Annotated in this window: 22 protein-coding genes; 12 read left to right on the top strand and 10 right to left on the bottom strand. The window is 46.0% G+C overall.

What is annotated here, in order from left to right; all coding sequences use genetic code 11:
* Positions 1–248: 248 nt before the first annotated feature.
* Positions 249–530 (bottom strand): hypothetical protein, encoded by a 282-nt coding sequence (locus K2Q26_10995; protein ID MBY0316040.1) that lies wholly within the window; start codon positions 528–530, stop codon positions 249–251.
* Between the two features lie 342 nt (positions 531–872).
* Between K2Q26_10995 and K2Q26_10990 the strand changes: the two genes are divergently transcribed.
* The 4 genes from K2Q26_10990 (at position 873) to crcB (ending at position 4391) form a co-directional block, all read left to right on the top strand.
* The gene (locus K2Q26_10990; GenBank protein MBY0316039.1) at positions 873–1499 is read left to right on the top strand and encodes a DUF47 family protein; all 627 of its coding nucleotides are present in this window, start codon (positions 873–875) and stop codon (positions 1497–1499) included.
* A gap of 2 nt (positions 1500–1501) precedes the next feature.
* Positions 1502–2500, top strand: coding sequence for an inorganic phosphate transporter (locus K2Q26_10985; protein ID MBY0316038.1), 999 nt, complete (start codon positions 1502–1504; stop codon positions 2498–2500).
* Positions 2501–2536: 36 nt separating this feature from the next.
* Complete coding sequence (locus K2Q26_10980) at positions 2537–3580, top strand: NAD(P)-dependent alcohol dehydrogenase (GenBank protein MBY0316037.1); 1044 nt, start codon at positions 2537–2539, stop codon at positions 3578–3580.
* Between the two features lie 433 nt (positions 3581–4013).
* A complete protein-coding gene (gene crcB / locus K2Q26_10975; GenBank protein ID MBY0316036.1) occupies positions 4014–4391 on the top strand; it encodes a fluoride efflux transporter CrcB in 378 nt (125 codons plus the stop codon).
* Positions 4392–4397: 6 nt separating this feature from the next.
* Here the strand turns inward: crcB and K2Q26_10970 are convergent, their stop codons facing one another.
* The 3 genes from K2Q26_10970 to hrpB all read right to left on the bottom strand — a co-directional run bounded on the left by K2Q26_10970 (position 4398) and on the right by hrpB (position 7944).
* Positions 4398–4910, bottom strand: coding sequence for a hypothetical protein (locus K2Q26_10970; protein MBY0316035.1), 513 nt, complete (start codon positions 4908–4910; stop codon positions 4398–4400).
* Positions 4911–5076: 166 nt separating this feature from the next.
* Entirely contained in the window at positions 5077–5439 is a 363-nt protein-coding gene (locus K2Q26_10965; GenBank protein ID MBY0316034.1) for an alkylphosphonate utilization protein, read from the bottom strand.
* A 36-nt stretch (positions 5440–5475) separates the two neighbouring features.
* Positions 5476–7944, bottom strand: a complete 2469-nt coding sequence (gene hrpB / locus K2Q26_10960) for an ATP-dependent helicase HrpB (protein ID MBY0316033.1) — start codon at positions 7942–7944, stop codon at positions 5476–5478.
* 84 nt (positions 7945–8028) lie between these two features.
* Here hrpB and K2Q26_10955 point away from each other — a divergent pair, with 84 nt between their 5' ends.
* A complete protein-coding gene (locus K2Q26_10955) occupies positions 8029–9495 on the top strand; it encodes an MBOAT family protein (protein MBY0316032.1) in 1467 nt (488 codons plus the stop codon).
* Positions 9495–10574 carry a hypothetical protein gene (locus K2Q26_10950; protein MBY0316031.1) on the top strand — a complete coding sequence of 360 codons (1080 nt, stop codon included), beginning with the start codon at positions 9495–9497 and terminating at the stop codon, positions 10572–10574. The genes K2Q26_10955 and K2Q26_10950 overlap by 1 nt, the downstream gene beginning before the upstream one ends.
* 11 nt (positions 10575–10585) lie before the next feature.
* On the opposite strand, the gene K2Q26_10945 is transcribed toward K2Q26_10950, so the two are convergent.
* Complete coding sequence (locus K2Q26_10945) at positions 10586–11950, bottom strand: DEAD/DEAH box helicase (protein MBY0316030.1); 1365 nt, start codon at positions 11948–11950, stop codon at positions 10586–10588.
* A 249-nt stretch (positions 11951–12199) separates the two neighbouring features.
* On the opposite strand from K2Q26_10945, the gene K2Q26_10940 reads away from it, so the two are divergent.
* A complete protein-coding gene (locus K2Q26_10940) occupies positions 12200–12421 on the top strand; it encodes a hypothetical protein (protein MBY0316029.1) in 222 nt (73 codons plus the stop codon).
* Between the two features lie 69 nt (positions 12422–12490).
* Here the strand turns inward: K2Q26_10940 and K2Q26_10935 are convergent, their stop codons facing one another.
* The 3 genes from K2Q26_10935 to K2Q26_10925 all read right to left on the bottom strand — a co-directional run bounded on the left by K2Q26_10935 (position 12491) and on the right by K2Q26_10925 (position 13780).
* On the bottom strand, positions 12491–12991 hold the full coding sequence (locus tag K2Q26_10935; protein ID MBY0316028.1) for a nuclear transport factor 2 family protein: 501 nt from the start codon (positions 12989–12991) through the stop codon (positions 12491–12493).
* A 112-nt stretch (positions 12992–13103) separates the two neighbouring features.
* Positions 13104–13319, bottom strand: coding sequence for a DUF2905 domain-containing protein (locus K2Q26_10930; GenBank protein ID MBY0316027.1), 216 nt, complete (start codon positions 13317–13319; stop codon positions 13104–13106).
* A gap of 14 nt (positions 13320–13333) precedes the next feature.
* Entirely contained in the window at positions 13334–13780 is a 447-nt protein-coding gene (locus tag K2Q26_10925; GenBank protein MBY0316026.1) for a DoxX family protein, read from the bottom strand.
* 88 nt (positions 13781–13868) lie between these two features.
* Between K2Q26_10925 and K2Q26_10920 the strand changes: the two genes are divergently transcribed.
* From K2Q26_10920 to K2Q26_10905, 4 genes are all read left to right on the top strand, one after another.
* Positions 13869–15242, top strand: a complete 1374-nt coding sequence (locus K2Q26_10920; GenBank protein MBY0316025.1) for an MATE family efflux transporter — start codon at positions 13869–13871, stop codon at positions 15240–15242.
* A 154-nt stretch (positions 15243–15396) separates the two neighbouring features.
* The gene (locus tag K2Q26_10915) at positions 15397–15942 is read left to right on the top strand and encodes a hypothetical protein (protein MBY0316024.1); all 546 of its coding nucleotides are present in this window, start codon (positions 15397–15399) and stop codon (positions 15940–15942) included.
* A gap of 63 nt (positions 15943–16005) precedes the next feature.
* Positions 16006–16449 carry a DoxX family protein gene (locus tag K2Q26_10910; protein ID MBY0316023.1) on the top strand — a complete coding sequence of 148 codons (444 nt, stop codon included), beginning with the start codon at positions 16006–16008 and terminating at the stop codon, positions 16447–16449.
* Entirely contained in the window at positions 16446–17192 is a 747-nt protein-coding gene (locus K2Q26_10905) for an acyl-[acyl-carrier-protein] thioesterase (GenBank protein ID MBY0316022.1), read from the top strand. Before K2Q26_10910 ends, K2Q26_10905 begins: the two co-directional genes overlap by 4 nt.
* Here K2Q26_10905 and K2Q26_10900 read toward each other — a convergent pair.
* On the bottom strand, positions 17189–18019 hold the full coding sequence (locus tag K2Q26_10900) for an FkbM family methyltransferase (GenBank protein ID MBY0316021.1): 831 nt from the start codon (positions 18017–18019) through the stop codon (positions 17189–17191). The genes K2Q26_10905 and K2Q26_10900 overlap by 4 nt on opposite strands.
* Positions 18020–18526, bottom strand: coding sequence for a peptidylprolyl isomerase (locus tag K2Q26_10895; GenBank protein MBY0316020.1), 507 nt, complete (start codon positions 18524–18526; stop codon positions 18020–18022).
* 232 nt (positions 18527–18758) lie between these two features.
* Here K2Q26_10895 and K2Q26_10890 point away from each other — a divergent pair, with 232 nt between their 5' ends.
* Positions 18759–20039, top strand: coding sequence for a M23 family metallopeptidase (locus K2Q26_10890; GenBank protein MBY0316019.1), 1281 nt, complete (start codon positions 18759–18761; stop codon positions 20037–20039).
* The last annotated feature ends 61 nt before the right edge of the window (positions 20040–20100 follow it).

Genomic DNA, 20100 nt, shown 5'->3' with positions numbered 1-20100 from the left:
CATAATGGTGTAAAGTTGAAATTCAAAAATGGAATAATTGTGGATTAAAAACTAGACTTATTTAGTATATAGAATCTATTTATTCATTTTTTTTGATTAGATTCTCAGCAATTTGCTTAAAAAATATAATTATGTCAGGAAAGCTCGCATTCAAAATACTTCAAAAGAGAAGGCGATGGTTTGGATGCAATTAAAAAAGCCGCTATTCCTAGCGGCCGATTTACAAAAGATTAAAAATCAATTTCAAACTATTGAGCCTGCGTTGGAGTTGCCTCAGGCGCGGGAACAGCTTCCGTCTTAGGAGCGGGAAGATTTTCGCCCTCTTGAATTCCATTACGCATGTTTAAATCTTCGGTGGGAGCCGGAGTATCCAAAGGGGTTGCTGCGCTATTCATTGCAACATCCCCTACAGGGCGCGCCACTAAAAGAGTAGCCACGGCCAAAATGAGGGCTAAAACCGCTCCGATGATCCAATATTTTGTTGTGTTGCGATTGCGAACCTGACGTGATCCCATTGTTGTTGTTGCCATATTATTCTCCTTTTTAAATACGACTCTGTCAGGATTTAATGCAAATCGAGTTCCATCATTGAAAACAATTCTAATCGATCTCTGAGGCCAACTCGAGCTTATGCCCCAGTCTGTGTGGAGAATTAGGACGCAGATTTGAACCACTAACAGAATCTTAACAATCGTAAATTTGCCCTAGAAGACACAGACACTGAAGAGTTTACAGTCTCAGTGTCACTATAAGCGTTTTAAATGTGGCCGGGGTCTCGTCCGTGAGTTTTAGCCGATCTTGCGCTTCGGCCTCCCCTTGACAGGGAAAAACCGCTAGTGCAACTTCCCGGCGAACATCCCAGGAGCACTTATATGATGAGCTGGTTCGTACCTCGTGAGGCCAAGTTTTTTGAAATGTTCCGTAGCGCGACAGACCTCCTTCTCGAAGGTTCTCGAGAACTTGTCGCCATGATTGACGACCTTCCCAATGTCGAACAGCGAGCAAAAAATATTAAGCTGATCGAACAGAAGGCCGATAAAATCACTCACACGGCTGTTGAGGCTTTGCACTCCACGTTTATTACCCCCTTAGATCGCGATGATATTTATAAGTTGATCTCGAAGATGGATGACATTTTAGATCACACCGATGCGGCGGCTCAGCGTTTTCACCTTTATGACATTCGCACCGTCACTCCCGAAATCCGAGAACTCGGCGCCATCATTCTTCGCTCTGTCGAAAAAGTTTCAGAGGTCGTGGGGCGTCTGGAAGATATGAAAAATACCGAAGGCACTTTAAAGCTCTGCGAAGAGATCAATCGTCTGGAGAATGAGTCCGACCACATTATGCGCGTCGGAATGGCTAAACTCTTTCGGGAAGAAATCGGATTTAAAGATCTGATCAAAATGAAAGAGATCCTAGAACTTTTAGAGTCGGTGTGCGACCGATGCAAAGACGTATCTCACATTGTTGAAGGCATTGTCCTGGATCACGCTTAGTTATGGAATACAGCGTCTACCTTATCGGTTTTATCATCATCATCGCACTGGCGTTTGATTTTATGAATGGGTTTCACGACGCTGCAAACTCGATCGCAACCATCGTCTCCACGCGGGTTCTTAAACCACAGACGGCAGTGGTGTGGGCCGCATTTTTTAATTTAATCGCCTTCGCCTTCTTTGGGCTTCACGTGGCAAACACCATTGGCCGAGGCATCGTCGATGTCAGTATTGTTGATCCCATTGTGGTCCTCGCCGCGTTGATTGCGGCGATCACCTGGAATGTGATCACATGGTACTATGGCATCCCCTCCTCCTCGTCTCACGCTCTGATTGGTGGGCTCATTGGGGCCGCTCTCATCAAAGCGGGAACATCCGCTCTGGAAGTCGCAGGAATATCTAAAGTTGTTGTCTCCATTTTTCTTTCGCCACTCTTCGGTTTTGTTCTTTCCTTTTTTATTATGGGGATTGTCGGGCGAATTTTGTTTTATGCCGTTCCTGCGCGGATTCATTCCGCCAGTCGAAAACTGCAGCTCGTTTCTGCAGCACTTTACAGTATTGGGCACGGCGGTAACGATGCCCAGAAGACCATGGGGATCATCGCGGTTCTTCTGTACACCTCCGGGCATATGACAGGTGACTTTCATGTCCCACTCTGGGTGATCGCCGCATGTCACATTGCTATGGCGTTCGGCACTTTGTTTGGCGGTTGGAGAATCGTTGAGACCATGGGCCTCAAAATTGCGAAACTGACTCCTTTGGGGGGCTGTTGCGCAGAGACCAGTGGAGCGATCACACTCTTTCTCGCCACCTCTCTCGGTGCACCTGTCTCCACAACCCACACCATCACCGGCTCAATCATGGGAGTCGGTGCGGTGAACAAGTTGTCGGCCGTAAGATGGGGCGTCGCTAAGAACATTGTACTCGCGTGGATTCTAACGATCCCCGTCACCGCTTTCATTTCGGCGGTCACGTGGTGGCTTTGCCAAATGATGATGTAGGGACTATACTCGAGCCTTCATCCCAGGAGGTTCACGATGATTTCCGCTAAAGCTTACGCCAACACGTCCCCGACTTCACCCCTTCAACCGCTTCAAATTGAGCGACGCTCGCCAAAGCCAGACGACGTGGTCATCGAAATTGATTATTGCGGAATTTGTCATTCCGACATTCACACGGCCCGTGGTGAATGGGGCCCCACTGCCTATCCCTGTGTTCCAGGCCACGAGATCGTCGGTCGCGTGACGGCCGTCGGGAAAAAAGTAAAACGATTTAAAGTGGGCGATCTTGCTGGCGTCGGATGTTTTGTCGACTCCTGCGGAAAATGCCCAAGTTGTAAATCTCATGAAGAGCAGTTTTGCAGTGTACACACGGCCTTCACTTACAACAGCACAGAACTCGACGGAAAAACTCCTACGCTGGGTGGTTACTCTTCCCATATCGTGGTGAAAGATAAATATGTTCTCAAGATCAAGAAGGGACTACCTCTCGAGCGCGTGGCCCCTCTTCTGTGTGCGGGTATAACAACCTATTCTCCTCTCAAGCGGTACGGGACAAAAAAAGGGATGAAGGTGGGAGTGGTTGGACTGGGCGGACTCGGTCATATGGCGGTAAAGATCGCGAAGGCCATGGGAGCTGAGTTGACAGTATTTAGTACCTCCGCCAACAAACAAGCCGATGCTAAAAAGTTGGGAGCCAAAAATTTTGTGATCACTCGCGATCCAAAGAATTTTGCTCCTTTGGCCGGAAAGCTCGATCTGATTATTGACACTGTTTCCGCCGAGCATGACTTCTCGCCGTACATGGGAACACTTAAAATTGGCGGCACCCACGTCCTCGTCGGAGCGGCACCGGAGCCAAATAAAGTTGCGGCGATGGCGTTGATCTTTGGACGCAAACGTTTAGCAGGATCTCTCATCGGTGGAATCAAAGAGACCCAAGAGATGCTCGACTTCTGCGCGAAGAAAAAAGTTCTCGCCGACATTGAGCTCATCAAAGCCTCACAAGTGAACGAGGCTTACAATCGCACCGTTAAAGGCGATGTGAAGTATCGTTTTGTGATGGATACAAAAACTCTTTAATTATCTTAATTAAAGTTTCTTAAGATTTAAGTTTTTTAAAAAAACTCCGATGGTTGTGCAAACCTACTGTCGGAGTTTTTGTGCGCTTTATTTTGTTCCTAATTTTTTCGTCCATATCCACTTCGTTCGCTTATGATAAATGTCGTTACGAATATGTCTACAATCATACAACCCAAGATCCTCTAATTAAGGAAACTGTAGAAAAAGGGGAATATATTGGATGTAACCAACGCATTGGGAGCGTGATTCTTTTTTTTACGGCTAAACAAGTGGATAAAGTGAACTGTCCCACAATTTGCAAGCATGAAGGAAGAGTGTCCCAAATGAAGCAAGAATCTGCAAAACCCGCACACTGATAATAGTGATGGTCTTCATTTTGTGCGCAGCATTTATCTCTCTCGACAATTCTTCAAGCTCGCTATAACCTCATCCTATGAAAGATATTTTTATTGTGGGTTTAGGCGGATTTTTAGGCGCGACCTCGAGGCATCTCGTCTATCTTTGGTTTGGAGCGCGGAACTGGACAAGTTTCCCCTGGGCTACTTTATTTATAAATATTCTGGGCTGTTTTCTCATCGGCGCATTGAGTTTATGGATCGAAAAATCACTGCCGTATCATAGAACAGTGTTTCTGCTCGCCTCGGTGGGGTTCCTCGGAGCTTTCACCACGTTTTCGGCGTTTGGACTGGAGACCTTTAATTTATTGAAACAGCAGCAAGTGCCATGGGCACTGATGAATATTATTGCGAGCATCACACTCGGTTTAGTGGCCGTGGTCCTCGGAAGATGGACGGCGCTTCAAATCTCTTAACGAGCTCTATTTGACTTCTAAAACTTTGGCGATGATCTTTTCGATACTCAGAATTTGTCTTTGCACAAAAGTGGCTTCTAATTGAGATGCTGAATAGGCACTGATCACCAGATCAAGATCTTTCACCAGTGAGTCCTTCATTTTTTCCTCCAGCGGAGGGAGCTGATCTAAATCGAGCAATGAATTATTAGCCAGGCAATAATTGATAGATCTCGAGTTTTGCTCACAAAGAAACACTTGGACACTTTCGTAAACTTTGTTTCGAACCGCTTTAAAGCAACTGAAACGCTCATAGGGACTCAACTGTCGGCCGCAGACACCCACTGCACTTTTATCAAAAACAGCACCGTCAATTTGAGCGATACACTGAGCCTGATATTTACTGTGAGTGATTTCCAGACACTTATTATGGGCCAATAGATTATCGAATCGGCCCGAGGAACTCTGGGCATAGGAGGGGATGGAGAGAATCGAAAGAAAAAGGATCGGGATTAAATTTAATAAAAATGGCTTTCCCATAAATACGTCCTGTCTAAATTTTAGATAGCCCGCTAAAAAAAGAGTCCAATTTGGGCTCATTTATGGGCCTATCTCACCTTAATGAGCTCTAGGCTCAACGTATCTATTAGAATGCGAATTTGATTCCAACTTTTTCGAAGTGGTAAAATTCATCTCGTTCGTTGATCTAAATCTTTTTGACAAACTGAGATTTAAGATTCATCGAACCCAGCCCATCAATCTTGCACGCAATGTCGTGCCCATCGTCCCCGTCCACCAAACGTATGTTTTTGACTTTGGTTCCGCTTTTTACTACGGAGGATGAGCCTTTCACTTTAAGATCTTTGATGACTGTCACCGTATCGCCGTCCTGTAAAATATTGCCATTGGCATCGCGGATGACGTCGTCGTCTTTATTCGCGAGCTCGTCCTTGTCGGACTGCTGTTGCGTTGGATTCCATTCGTGGCCGCACTCCGGGCACACCCACATATGACCATCAGGATAAACGTTTTCGGAATTGCATTGAGGACAATGAACTTCTTGAGACATGCGGTGATTCTAAAGCGGCGAAGCTATTTGTCAAAGCTATTTGTGAGGTCGCCCTTTGGACTGTGGGGCGGCGTTGAGCGGATCCTCGGGCCAGGAATGTTTCGGATAGCGAGCGCGCATTTCTTTGCGTACGTCCATGTAGGCATTTTTCCAGAAGCTCTCAATGTCCCGTGTGACTTGAACAGGTCGGTAGTTGGGAGCGAGCAACGTGAGCGTCACGGGTTGACCTGCAACCGAAGGAGTGTGCTTGAGTCCAAACAGCTCTTGAAGTCGAACCTCAACTTGAGGGCCTTGCTCGGAGGTGTACTGTATGCGAAATCGATTTCCCGTAGGTGCGGTCCAATGAGTGGGGCAATCCCTTTTGAGCGCAGCAAGATGCTTTTCTTCGAGACTGTTCTCGAAGTACGTGTCTAACTTTTTTTGCTCAACAGCAGCTAAGGAATTTTCACCGTAACACGCGAGGGTCAAAGCTTCGCGAATTTTTTCTTCGTCGAGAAGAGGCCACTCCGAATTCTGTGTATGTAAAAACTGTATTCGAGATAAGAGACTCGATAGCTCGTCGTTCTTTTGCAAAATAGAATCCCAACGCTGCAAAGCCACATCCACCAATCGCTCTTTGATTTCGTCGGGCAAAGCTGGGCGACGCTTTTCTGCGGACACCGCGAGACCTCTCCATTGTAAACTCTCGACAGTATAAAACTTTTGTTTTTCCTCATCCCATTCCACATCCCAAACCGAGACGGCCTCGGGGATTAGTTTTTCCTCAATGGTCTGAGGATGAATCCCGGCAGCCTGGAAAACCAAGGCATGAGAGGCATCACGTCCTTCTGAAATCTCAAGGGCCACAAAGAACAAGGAATTCTTAACACTCGAGTCCTGATGCAAGCGAACACCTCGCCCTCCGACCATCTTGGCGTCACTCCCTTCGGATCTCCGGCGCCGACAAAGACGATCGGGGTAAACTTCTAAAAGAATCTTTTCCAGGAGTTCGTCTGTGGGTTTTTTAGAGTCCTGGTTTTTCACCAAATCTTGAAGTTGTTCCACGGCGCGATTCACCGTTTTAAATTTGGGATGAGTTTTGTTCTTCTTCCATTCTTCCCAGCGAGCCATTAGATCATTTTCTCGTTGAGAATGGATCTCCGACCCAATCGCTCGCCCCTCCGACAAAAGAGCCGCTAATTCACAGGTGAATTGAGAAACTCCCTTCTCCAGTCCAACGATTAATAATTTAGCAAGCCTCGGATGAAGAGGGAACCGCTGGAGTTTTTGGCCGAGTTCTGTCAGCCCACCGTCGGTCGTGATGGCACCAATATTTAGAAGCAACGACTTCGCCATTTGTAAAGACCGCGCCGGTGGCAACTCGAACCAAGCAAAACTTTCCGAATGGGTCACACCGATGGCCGCCAGTAGAAGTAGTGCTTCGGATAAATCCACGCGATGAATCTCTGCCGTTTCAAAAGAGTGCATGGATTTTTCGTCATGGATGGTCCATGCTCTATAAACGCGCCCCGGTCCTAACCTCGCCGCACGACCCGCACGTTGAGTGGCCGACGCTTTCGAGATTTTTGCGAGCTTCAGTGATTCAAAACCAGTCTTCTGATCTTGCATTTGAAGACGTGCCAACCCGCAATCGACAACAATACGCACACCTTCCACAGTCAAAGAGCTCTCGGCAAGATTGGTAGAGAGGATAATTTTACGGTGGGTGTTTGACGGTAGAATTGCAGCCTTTTGTTCGACGAGACTGAGTTGTCCATGGAGAGGAAGGATAAGAACTGAATCGGAAAGCGACTCTTCAAGAGCCCGCTTGAGCCTTTCAATTTCGCCTCGCCCCGGTAAAAAGCAAAGCACGTCACCTTCGGAATTATCATAAATTGCTTTATGGATCAGTTTCCTCATGCGCTCGATAAAATCGAAACCTGTTTGCAGTTGGAGGGGCTTATCATCGTGGATAATCTCTAACGGAAACACTTTCCCGGGAGAATCGATCACCGGTGCACCGCCCAGGTATTGTGATAATGGGCTCGCGTCTAAAGTTGCCGACATCACGACGATTTTGAGATCTGGCCGAGACAATTCTTGAAGTTCCTTTAATGCCCCTAGGGCCATATCCACGTGTAAAGATCGCTCATGAAACTCATCCAAAACGACGCAGGCCACCTGACGGAGATCTGGATCCTGTAAAAGCTTTCTTAAAAGTAGGGCCTCCGTTAAAAATAAAATTTTGGTTCCGACAGAGAATTTATTGTCGAAGCGGACTTGATAGCCCACTTCTTGACCTACAACCCATCCATTTTCGTCGGCTATACGTTGAGCCGCAGAGATGGCAGCGATACGTCGGGGCTCTAACACCCAAACTTGCTTTTCGACCATCGACGATAACGCCGGGGGAATTCTTGTGGTTTTACCTGCCCCGGGGGCCGCCGAGATCACCAGTGACTGGGCGTTAACAAATGCCTGTTTTATCGAAGGAATAATTAGATCTACGGGCAACGGACTCAGCATACTTTAAAGTACAATTTTATAAAAAAACTAGCAATGAGTTAAAGATTCGACTAGTACTAAATGCTCCTAAAAATGAGATAAATTATGGTTTTTAGCTCGCTAAAATTCTTATTTATTTTTCTACCAATTGTCCTATTGGTTTATTTTGCCGTTTATCATTATTGTGCGCGCAGCCGGCGCCTTTTCACGTGGTTAAACTTCGTTCTCCTTCTCGCAAGCTTAGTTTTTTATATCGAGGGTGAAAAAAAATTCTTTTATGTCATGCTCCTGGTGGGATTTATCGACTACTGGCTGGCGCTGCTCTTAGAAAATGATCGTCAGAAGTCTCAACCAAATCCCGGTTTTCAAAAAATAATTCTTCTCGCCTCTATTTTTTCAAATATGGGGCTTTTGTTTTATTTTAAGTATTTTAACTTCGCCGCAGGTCTAGTGACGGACCTCGCTGATCAGCTTTATCCATTAAGTCACGGCTCGCGAGTTTTTATCGAAGTGGGTCTACCGATTGGTATCAGTTTCTATACGTTTGAGTCCATGAGTTATATTATTGACGTTTATCGCGGAGAGATTAAAGCCACCCGTCGCTTTGTTGATTATTGGACGTTTATCACTTTTTTCCCTCACCTCGTAGCGGGACCCATCATTCGTTACATCGATCTTCGAAAACAATTGGAATCTCGCACTCACAGTTGGATCAATATCGTCGAGGGATTTCGGCGCTTTTCGGTGGGGCTGGCAAAAAAAGTCATCATCGCTAATCCGTTGGGATACTACTCCGATATTTTCTATGCGGTCGATGCTTCCAAAATGGATACACTTTTGGCTTGGTTTACAGCAGGGGCCTACGCTCTTCAGATCTACTTTGATTTCTCCGGGTATTCCGATATGGCGGTGGGGCTTGCGCGCATGTTTGGAATTACCCTTCCGGAAAATTTTAATTATCCCTACATCGCGCAAAGCATGAAAGACTTCTGGCGCCGATGGCACATGACTCTCTCCCAGTGGTTTAGAGATTACCTTTACATTCCCTTAGGAGGAAATCGCCTAGGGACATTCAAAGAGTACCGCAATTTATTTTTAGTCTTCACATTGTGTGGTCTATGGCACGGAGCGAGCCTTAATTTTCTGGGATGGGGAGTTTTCCACGGGCTCTTCCTCGTGCTCGAACGCGTGATGGATTTCAAAGAAAACAGAGCTCCCCGACTCCTCCGACACATTTATGCCATCATCGTTATTCTTTTTAGCTGGGTCATTTTCCGTAGCGAAACTTTATCTCAGACTGTGGCGATCTGGAAAGCAATGCTAGGACTTGCTCCCGCCCTTATTTCCACAGACAGCTTGCAATTGCTCTCTCTACCTCATTTTTATGTTTATTTCATCTTGGGCATCGTTCTGAGCGTTCCACTTTCCTACTGGGGCCTCTCTCCGCAGAGACGAGCAACGTGGAATTTACATCCTGCCCTGAGAGAAATGAGCTATGTCGGTCTTTTAATCTTCTCTGCGATCGTACTCTGTGGACAAGAATATAACCCATTTATCTATTTTAGGTTCTAATGACGAAGCCCCAAAGACAAGCAACAATTTATTTACTGTTTCTCTTCCTGCCGATATTGGTCGCGCTTCTGATGTATATTCCTTTTCGACAAAAAGGAAAGCTCTCCAACTTTCTTAAAATGCATTATCCTGTTCGCCAGTGGGCGTTCAAAGCCAATGCGTTGATTCAAATTCGATTATTGGGAAGCACGAATCTCGGAAACATCCATATTGGAAAACACCCGTGGCTTTTTTATATTACGGAATCGGACGGTAACTCCTCGCGCGATCTGTGGGGCCTGCCTAAGGAGCATATCGAGGAGGCCTGGACGAAGTATTTGCAGCAAACGTTACAAAAGCCCTTGGGGTTTCACAGCAAATATATTTTGGTACTCCCCCCCAACAAAGAATCCGTCTACCCAGAAAATTTACGCTATTTGTTTTTAGACTATATCCCCCAAGGGAATAAAAATTATTCTCGAGTGACTCAAGTGGCCCGCAGCTTGGCTCCAGACAACGTGGTTCCTTTAAAAGAAACGTTAGTTCGCGGCAAAGAAACATTCCCTACTTTTCATTCGGGTGACACTCATTGGAATCAATGGGGTGCCTATCTTGCCCATCGCGATCTTATTCAGACTGTGAATAAAGTTATGGGTTCTCGTCTAGAAATTATCAGTGCGGAGCCGTCGGTGTCTTCAGAACCACCAGAACATGACATTCTTAAAATGTTCAATGGAGCGGACCGCACCATCGCTTACAAAACCGACGCGGGCCCGAACATTGTCGTCAACTTTCCCCAACTTCCGAAATCCATAGAGGATTTACCTTACACCGTGAGCATCAATCCTACAGGTCAATATACCGTGTGGTTTCTCGGAGACTCTTTTGGCGAAAGGCTTAAGTCGTTTTTGCATCCGTACTTTGGCAAAGTGATTTTTATCAAAGGCACAAACAAAGTGCTCAAGAGATCCATAGCCAAGGCCTACTCTGAGCACGGTCACCCCGATTTGATCATCGAGGAGCGTGTCGAGCGGTATTTGAATAATCCTGTCAGATACAGAGATTTTGCCAAAGAATTAGGATTTAATCCTCGGCCCTGATTGCAAGAATCCTAGGAGTGTTTAGAAAAGCTTCTCTCACCATTTCCACGGCGTGAGTTGCGAGAGTTTCTACGACCGCCCCCACCACCTCCACCGCCGCGAGCTTGACCTCGACGTTGAGGACGACGGGAGTGTCCACCACGACCGCCACCGTCATCATTACGTTGGCTTTCAATTTTCGCTTTGGCCTTTCCAACACCGATAATGCGCGCGTTGGCAGCGTCTTCTGAGTGATAAGGCTGGTCGGAATCCACTTCAATTTTTTGCTGAGTGGTTTTTTCGATATTGGCAAGATACGACCGCTCGTCCGCGGTACAAAAAGAAATGGCATCCCCGTCAGCACCGGCACGAGCCGTACGACCAATCCGATGCACATAGTTCTCGGCGACGTTCGGGAGTTCGAAGTTAATGACGTGAGTGATTCCATCGATATCGATCCCGCGCGAGGCGATATCTGTGGCGACCAGAACTCGGATGCGATCGCGAGAGAAGTCCTCAAGAGCGCGCTGACGCGCACTCTGAGATTTGTTTCCATGGATGGCGGCGGCCGTGATTCCATTGGCCATGAGCTTATCCACAACCTTATTTGCAAAGTGCTTCATCTCCACAAAAACCAGAACCTTATAAAGGTTTTTGTTTTTAAGAGTATGAATCAAAAGATTCATCTTCTCTTTCTTTTCCACAAACATCACCGTTTGACGAATACGCTCTACCGTTGTGGACGGCGGGGTGACTTCGACTTTTTTAGGATTCTTAAGAATAGTTTGCGCCAGAGTTTGAATCTCTGGAGGCATAGTTGCCGAAAAGAAAAGGCTATGTCTTTTTTGAGGGAGTAAATTGATAATTCTCTTCACATCTTTGAGAAAACCCATATCCAACATGCGATCGGCTTCATCAAGAACAAAGATTTCAACATGATCCAACCGAATATATTTTTGCTGAATCAAATCGATCAGACGACCCGGTGTCGCCACAAGAACATCCACTCCTTGAGATAGGTCGCGGACCTGATTCCCCTGACCGACTCCTCCAAAAATAACCGCATACTTTTGTTTGAGATTTTTACCGTAATCCAAAAGATTTTTATGAATCTGAATCGCAAGCTCTCGCGTCGGAGTCAAAATCAAACTGCGAGGAGAGCGAGGCTCGCGACGTCTTTGTTGGGTGGTTAAGATATTAATGATCGGAAGACAAAACGCCGCAGTCTTGCCAGTCCCTGTTTGTGCAACACCCAATAAGTCTTGTCCATCAAGGACCAGCGGTATCGCCTGACTTTGAATCGGAGTGGGGGTGAGATAACCCGCCTCTTTGAGTGCCTGTTGAATAGGAGGAAGAAGTTTAAGATCTGCGAATGCAATAGTTTCAGATGAGTTCATGTTTTCCAATCGGTAGACCCCCTTTTAGCTCAGACATTATAAATTAGCCACAAAATCGGGATTTTGATGTTAAATCTACACGTAAAAGATCGTCAGAATGAAGATATGAGTTCTCACAGGCATAACCTTCCGCGGTGCCCGGGAATATTGCCCCCAGACGCAAAAACAAAAGCGTGTCCTTCGCTCTGAATTCACAAGGCTTTGGTTTTCTTTTTGCACACTTAAAGGAGAATCAACCAGGAGGTCCTTATGCCGAATGTTCAAAAGCAAAATACGCCCAAAAAAAATAATGCCCAGACAAAACAAGAGCTTAAAAAATCGTCCATGCCCGCCAGAGCTCGAGACAATCTGGCCCAGGCCTTCGCAGGGAATGAGAATAAAGGTCCCTCCGGAGTGAAGCTCAACAGCCACAGTACAAATACGAAGAGTCGCACGACTCGTCAGAGCAAAGAGCGCGATCCAAAGCGATAATCACGATTATTTTTCTGATCCTTAAGAGATTGAGTAGGGTCGATTGAAGTTGACCCTACTCCTGTCGTGTTAGTGATGGGGGAGTTCGATCTGATCGGGGTTTAATGTCGTCAGCGCTTGCCCGTCTTCACCTACGGGAGCCGAGATGTGCTCGTGAGCGATCAACCACTTTTCTCTCACCTTCACAAGACCACAAGTGTGCCTTAGCCAGTTTTCGATTCTTTCTCCAGTGTTCTTAAGAGTTCCCGCCATGTGAATGATATCAAACGTAAAACCCACATCCCCACTGACATGAACTTGCAGATCGAGGGAATCGTAGATGACGGGGAAATCAAACTGACCGGCGTACCACTTCTCCCAAGACTTCATGTAGTCACCGAGACCCACCATCTTGTGGGGCGGCGGCATATCAAAAGAAACGACGTCGTTGGTATATAGAGATTTAATTTTTTTGAGATCTCCATCTCGACAGGCGTGGATGTAGTCCGCCATCAAATGACGAATTTGGATTTCCTCATAGTGCTTCGCCTTACTGGTCGTCTGCTCCGTGGGCAGGCTCCGAATATCCATATTTTCCTCCTTGAAACTGTTTGGAGAATAAAAATGCAATATCCGAACCACTGAGCCAGTGCGATCTTTTCTTTTTAAGATGGGTCTAGGTGATTTTTTGCCTCACACTCTTTTATCGTTTGAGAATCCAAGAGATGATCCAAACTAAAAGACTAATAAGAACACAGGTCGTCAAAGGGAAAAAGACCGTAGTCCCCCCAGCCTTAAAATAAAAATCCCCTGGAAGTTTTCCTAACTTAAGGGATTGAATCCAGCCGAAATGCCAAGCGATTCCCGCACAGACTAATGCAAGGCCCAAAATAATGAGTAGCTTTGCGATCGATTGCATTCAGTCCCCCCTCCTTACGAACGCTTCTGTCCAAAGATTTTTGCATCGAGAGAAAATTTTCCCGCGCCCAACGCCAGCAACACGAAAGAGACCACGAGATAACTTAAAGCATGCTCGTACGAGGACATTCCTGGTCCACTGGCCACAAATGGATCTTTCATGACGAATGCATGCATCGCTGTCGCTACAATCATTGTAAAAGTGAGTCCTAAAGCCGCCAAAGGTGTCAGTAGTCCAATCATCCAAGCGATTCCTCCGCCAAATTCAGAAAACGCCGCTAAGAATTGCAAAATTCCTGGAACTCCAGAATCTGGTCCCATCCAACCCATAGGATTTTGTATTTTACCCCAGCCGTGAAAGACAAATGCCAAACCAATCACAAGGCGAAGAGAGAGTAACGCTAAAGATCCAACGGTCGGAATAACTACGGGTTGAAAAAAATTTTTAATTTTTTGATTCATGAAGCCTCCATTTGCCATTATGATACTCAAATTAATTTGAATGTCTAAGACATTTGTCGAAGAAAGACTACGAGCTAAGGAGCGCGTTTTGGAAGCACAACCCAAAAATCGGAAAGAGCAATGGAAGTACATCTTAAAAATAGCTTGGCCACTGATTGTCGCTAATAGTTTTTGGAATCTTCAACTGACAATTGATCGCATCTTTCTTGGAAATTTCTCCACCGAAGCGCTCGGTGCAGCCATGGCGGTGATGGGAGTCTTTTGGACTCCGATGGCACTCCTCCAACAAACGGCCGCCTATGTTATGACGTTTGTAGCCCAGTACTATGGCGCCAAAGAATTTAATAAAATTGGACCCGCAGTATGGCAGTCCCTTTACATTAGTGTTTTGGGTGGATTGTTATTCCTGCTTTTGATTCCGGCAGCAATTCCCTTGTTTACAATCATCGGACACTCCGAGAATCTGATTGGACTCGAGGTTCAATACTTTGAAGCCATCTGTTATTCCGCTCTCCCCGCCGCCGTTGTCGCGGCGGTCAGCGGCTTTTTTACAGGACTCGGAAACACAAGGATCATCATGGCGATCAACGTTGTGGGACTCATTGCAAATATCATCTTGGATTACGTTATGATTTTTGGGAAACTCGGATTCCCGGCAATGGGCGTAGCCGGCGCCGGCTACGCGACCGCGTTAGCCAATTGTGTGAGCGCGGCCTTTGCGCTTTATCTTATTTTTAAAAAGAAGTTCGAGATCGATTACAAAATCTTTTCCGGCTGGCGCTTCGATTGGGAACTGACCCAAAGATTCCTAAGATTTGGATTACCCAGCGGAATGCAATGGGCTCTTGAGGGACTCGCATTTACGGTATTTCTGATTGTTGTCGGACGGATGCCCAACGGCGATGCCGCGCTTGCCGCGAGCAGTATCGTCCTGACCGTGATGATGTTATCGGTTCTTCCGCCCATGGGTATCGCCCAAGCGGTCTCAGTCTTGGTTGGTCAGCATCTCGGCGAAAAACGACCTGAGCTTGCAGTGGGCAATGTGTGGGGAGGTCTTCAACTGTCGTTGATGTACATACTCCCCATGGGAATTTCTTTTTTACTTTTCCCCACTTTCTATCTCAATTGGTTTTTTAACGACACCAACCCGTTACTTTGGAATCAAGTCAGCACCATAGTTCCTTACCTATTAATGTATGTCGCTCTCTTCACCAACTTCGACAGCATGAATCTCATTTTTTCGTTTTCACTTAAGGGCGCAGGTGACACTCGTTTTGTAACTCTTGTTGCTTTACTTATGCCGTGGCCTTTTATGGTATTACCGACCCTACTTATGAAAGACTGGGACGGGGCCGTATACTGGGCCTGGGGCGCTGCAAGCTTTTACATTATCCTTCAAGCCTTTGTATTCTGGCGTCGGTTTGAGGGCGGAAAATGGAAATCTATGAGTGTAATTCATTGAATAACGTCCATCTACTGAACACTGGACTCGACCTCGTTGAGTCGGAATCAACTGTTGGTTTCCGAGAGAGCCCAATCAACACTTAGGACCTCGACTCGACTTATAAAAATGTCGTGTGTTTCCGATACTTCTTTATAAGAAAAAGAGGGTTATCATGAAATACTTTTCTGTTAAATTCGCATTCATTTTATCGAGCGCTGCGGTTATTACCAACTGCTCTTCGATTCCAGAGATGGAAATTAAACCTTACGCTATGCCCGGCTATACAGTTGAGGAACTTCAAGGAAGTGAATCGGACCGTGATTCTATTTTCCAAATTGAGCCGATGACAGACACTGTGACCCAAGCTGAAAAAGAGCTTGCTCCCGTCAATGAGGAGCCATCGCCGGAGATTGCACTAGATCCAGTTCCCAAGGTCGAAGAAGAAATGTCAGAGGAATTAGATTCCACGCCAGCTCCATCACCCAAAAAGAAAAAATCTGAAAAATCAGCGGCCCGTAAACAGGCTTCAGTTTTTAAAAATGGCTTCTACACCTTCTCGTCCTCTTGCCAAATGAAAACTCAACCTGATGAGTCCAGCCCTGATGCCGGTGCGGTCACCGAGGGAAAAAAGCTATGGCTCGATTCTCATAATCCTCAGTGGCTCAAAGCTTATAAAAAAGCAGGCACCGTTTACGTTCCAGCCAGCTGCGTTCAGTAATCTGACCTACGACACATCATCTCTCGGGTTGACCCGTCCACCCAACAGAGAGATGGTGATGTCATGACTCTTAATACATTATTTCTCGGCTCATCTCTTGATCTTACAAATTTCGCATCCCTGATCATTCGCGTGTTCATCGGAATCTGCTTTGTCATCCACGGCATGGGCAAACTCGGTCTCGTCGGCCCTGGAAATATGGCCGGTTTCGAGGCTTGGCTGAAGAGTCTCAATATCCCCTTCCCAGCCCAACAAGCGCGCGCAGCGATGTTGAGCGAGATCATCGGTGGCGCTCTCATCACCTTAGGATTTCTCACGCGCCTCGGAATTTTAATGTGCTTCTTCGTCATGGTGATCGCTGCCCTCATCGGCCATAAAGGTGGCGGCTATCTAATTACGAATAATCCTCCGGGGAACGAATATACCGTCAACCTCGCGGCGATTTTGCTGGCTCTCTTTCTTTTAGGCCCGGGCTACTACTCTTTAGATGCATTTTTATTTTCATGAGCGACCACGTCTGGATTGATCACTACAAAATCACGTCCTACCTGGTCAATCTTAGAGGTCAAGCGGGGCTCTACGCCCTTCTTAATCTGATTCAAGATGTCGGTTGGATGCACGCTTTACACCTAAGGGTTAAGTTGGACAAAAACGAAGGCTGGGTGTTTACCCGCCAAAAACTGACCATGCAGGAATGGCCCGCTTGGAATCAAACCGTCACCGTACGCACATGGATTAGACCCCCATCGCACGAAGCCTTCCTTTATCGAGATTACGAGATTTATGTGGGCGAAAAAAAATTAGGTGAATGCACCAGCACTTTTACCGTGATGGATATGAACACTCGAAAACTTGCCGTTAAGGACTGGCGCTCCTACAGTCATATTTGGAGGCCCGAGGGACATCTGAATCACATGCCCGAAAAAATTGTCTACACCAACGATTCGGAAAATCTCTCCCAGTTTCAAGTGCGTAATAGCGATATCGATCTAAACAATCACGTCAACAATACAAAGTACGCACAGTGGATATTAGACGCTATACCCATCGATAGGCTTCGCGGTGGAGTTCATCTCTATGGTTACGAGGTGAATTTTTTAGCCGAAGCTAAAACGGGCGACGTGGTGAATGTCCAGAGAGGGCTTGACGAAGTGAAAGACGGAATCTTCACATACAATCAATTCCAGGGAGTTCGCACCACCGATCAAAAACCCATTTTTACTGCACGTCTCAAGTTTTCTGAGACCTAATTCATCAGCGCAATATAGTTCATGTATTCATAGGACTTTAGAGGATGATCGACGGCATTGAGTTCACCCGATGAGGATATGCTATGCATTCTGTATCCCAAACTTTTAAGATGTTTGAAAATTTCCTCACCCGAAGTTCCGGTATCGATCAAACAAGGCTCATTCAATTCGATGCAAATCTGCGGCTTAAATTTAGCGATCACATTTCTTGCGCCTTGAAGCACTTTAAATTCGTAACCTTCCACATCAATCTTGATAAGGTCACACTGATTTATTTTCCGCTGTAGAAAAAAACTATCAAGAGTGATGACAGAGCGTTTTATTTTTTCACCTGAAAATAAATCGCGATGAGCCATTCTTCCCCAACCACTCTCTCCGGCGGGAGGCAAAAGAAACTCAGTTTCGCCAATTTGGTCGCTCAAACACGCCTCAACAAGCTCAATTTTAGAAAAGGCATTCAGTTTTAAATTCTTTTTGAAATTTTCGATGTTTTTAGGAAGAGGCTCGAAGGAATAGATTTGTGCCTGAGGCTCGAGCTGTTGCGCCAAAAAACTGAAATAGCCGAAATTGGCTCCAATATCGCAAAATACTTTAGCCTTGGAGATTAATTTTTTAAGGACTTTCTCCGTCTCGGGCTCGTGGCAACGCTTGATGTAGATCATTCGCTGCATTCGATCCTGAACATCTAAAGAAAGTTTAAATCCATCCTGCATCTCTTGATCGAGAAACATTTGGCCCGAGAGAGTACGAGCGAATACTCTCTGACCTAGAAAGTTTTTTCCTTTAAAGTTCGGAAGATGAGAATAAAGTTTAAGCAGTTCTAGCATTTATTTTTCTGTGATTTTTACGGATTTAATGAAAACTTTTTCCTTGGGAGTACTCATCTCACCTTGATCATTCCCTTTGACCGGAGTTGCTGCAATTTTATCGACTGTAGCCATGCCTTCCTTAATTCTCCCAAAAATAGTGTAATTGGGCATACGGTTGAGATTGGCGGAGTCAAAACCCGTGCAAACAAAAAACTGGCTTCCGTTGGTATTAGGTCCCGCATTCGCCATTGCCACAATCCCGGGGCCGTATTTATGAGGACCATTGAGTTCGTCCTCAAAATTATAACCAGGACCACCGCTCCCATTGCCTTGAGGATCTCCAGTTTGGATCATAAAAGATTTAATAATTCGATGGAATACGATGTCTTTGTAAAATCCCTCTTTCGCGAGAAATACAAAGTTGTTCACGGCCTTAGGAGCATCTTTTGCGAAAAGCTCTATGGTGAACTTACCTTTGTTGGTTTCGATTTCGGCAGTATACGTTTTTTTTGTATCGATCTTCATCGCCGGCGCACTGCTGTAGCTTTTTGCAAAGACTTGAGGACTAAAGACGAAGCTAAAAATTAAAATAAAAATAATTTGCGCTAATGATTTCATGATCTCTCCCTTTTGCGGTGACATTAATACTATGAGATCTCCTGCTAAACTCAAGCGTTTTGCCATAGCGTTGCGCGACGGTATTTCTCGATGACAATTCTCCTGGACTTCCCGACCGGTCTCTAGAAGAATAATCTTAATGCATAATATAACAGCGTATATTAAATTTTTATTTTTCCCGTTACTTCTTATTTGCGGTTTATACATCAGCTTCTACTTCTATAATTCCCACCCTGAGCCCGTGGTCCAACAAAATCTCCCACCAGAGGTCGTTGATCTTCCGATTGTGCCCTTAGAAGAGGCTTTTCCTCACGTTATTCCGCCACGCACGACTCTGTTTACCGAATTGCGCGAACAGGATGTTTCGCCGGTCACAATTCAAGCCATCGTTGATGCGGCAAAACCGATTCAAAATTTGGGGAATTTAAAAGCAGGCATTCGATATCAGATCACTAAAGATCCTCAAAATCCCGAGGATATTTCCTCCATAGAGTTTAGATATTCGGCCACAGAACGTTTATTAGTTAAAAAAGATGAAGCCGGTTTTTGGAAGGCCGAAAAAATTGAAGAGAAAGTAGATCTCCGAGTTGTTTCCTTTACTGGGACGGTCACGTCAAGCTTGTGGGAGTCTGCGATTCGCGCCAACATGGATCCCGATTTGATCTCCGAACTGGCCGATATTTTTGGCTGGGAGATCGATTTCTCACGGGAAGTTAGAGTCAACGATCGGTGGCGCATTACCGTCGAAGAAAAAGTGGTGCGCGGAATGCCCGTCGGATGGGGCGCCATTCTCGCCGCAGAGTATGAAAACGCGGGAACTCCTTACCGAGCGGCGATCTTTCGCGCCAACGGAAAAGAAATGGGATACTTTACTCCTGAAGGCGCAAGTCTCCGCAAAATGTTTTTAAAGAGTCCCATTCGTTACGGTCGCATTACTTCTACTTTTAAACGAAAGCGCTTTCATCCCATCATGCAAGTCTTTCGCGCGCACAACGGCGTGGATTATGGAGCCCCCATCGGCACACCGGTTCGTTCGGTGGCGAGTGGCACTGTCACATTTGCGCAAAGAAGTGGTGGCGGCGGAAATGTGATCAAGGTTCGTCACAACGCCACCTACGAAACCGCTTACAAACACTTAAATGGTTATGCAAAAGGAGTTCGTGCCGGAGCTCATGTCCAGCAGGGACAGGTGATCGGTTACGTTGGGAACACAGGGATGTCGACAGGTCCACACTTGCACTTCGAATTTTATCAGAATGGAAGATATATAGATCCGTTGAGCAAAAAATTTCCTTCGGCGGATCCAGTTCCAGCATCCAGCTTAGACGAATTCAAACAGCAGGCCCGACTTCTCCTTCAGGATCTTCCTCAGTGGCGAGAGACCGCTTCTCAAGACAAAACCGCCACTCAGCAACAATGACCTTGCCCGTCATTTTCCCATAACAATTTTTCCAAAACCAAACTCAACACCGCAGAGACAT

It is taken from the genome of Bdellovibrionales bacterium, assembly GCA_019750295.1.
GTDB lineage: Bacteria > Bdellovibrionota > Bdellovibrionia > Bdellovibrionales > JAGQZY01 > JAIEOS01.
Note: the sequence above shows the minus strand (reverse complement) of the source record. Positions and strands in the feature narration are given on the sequence as shown.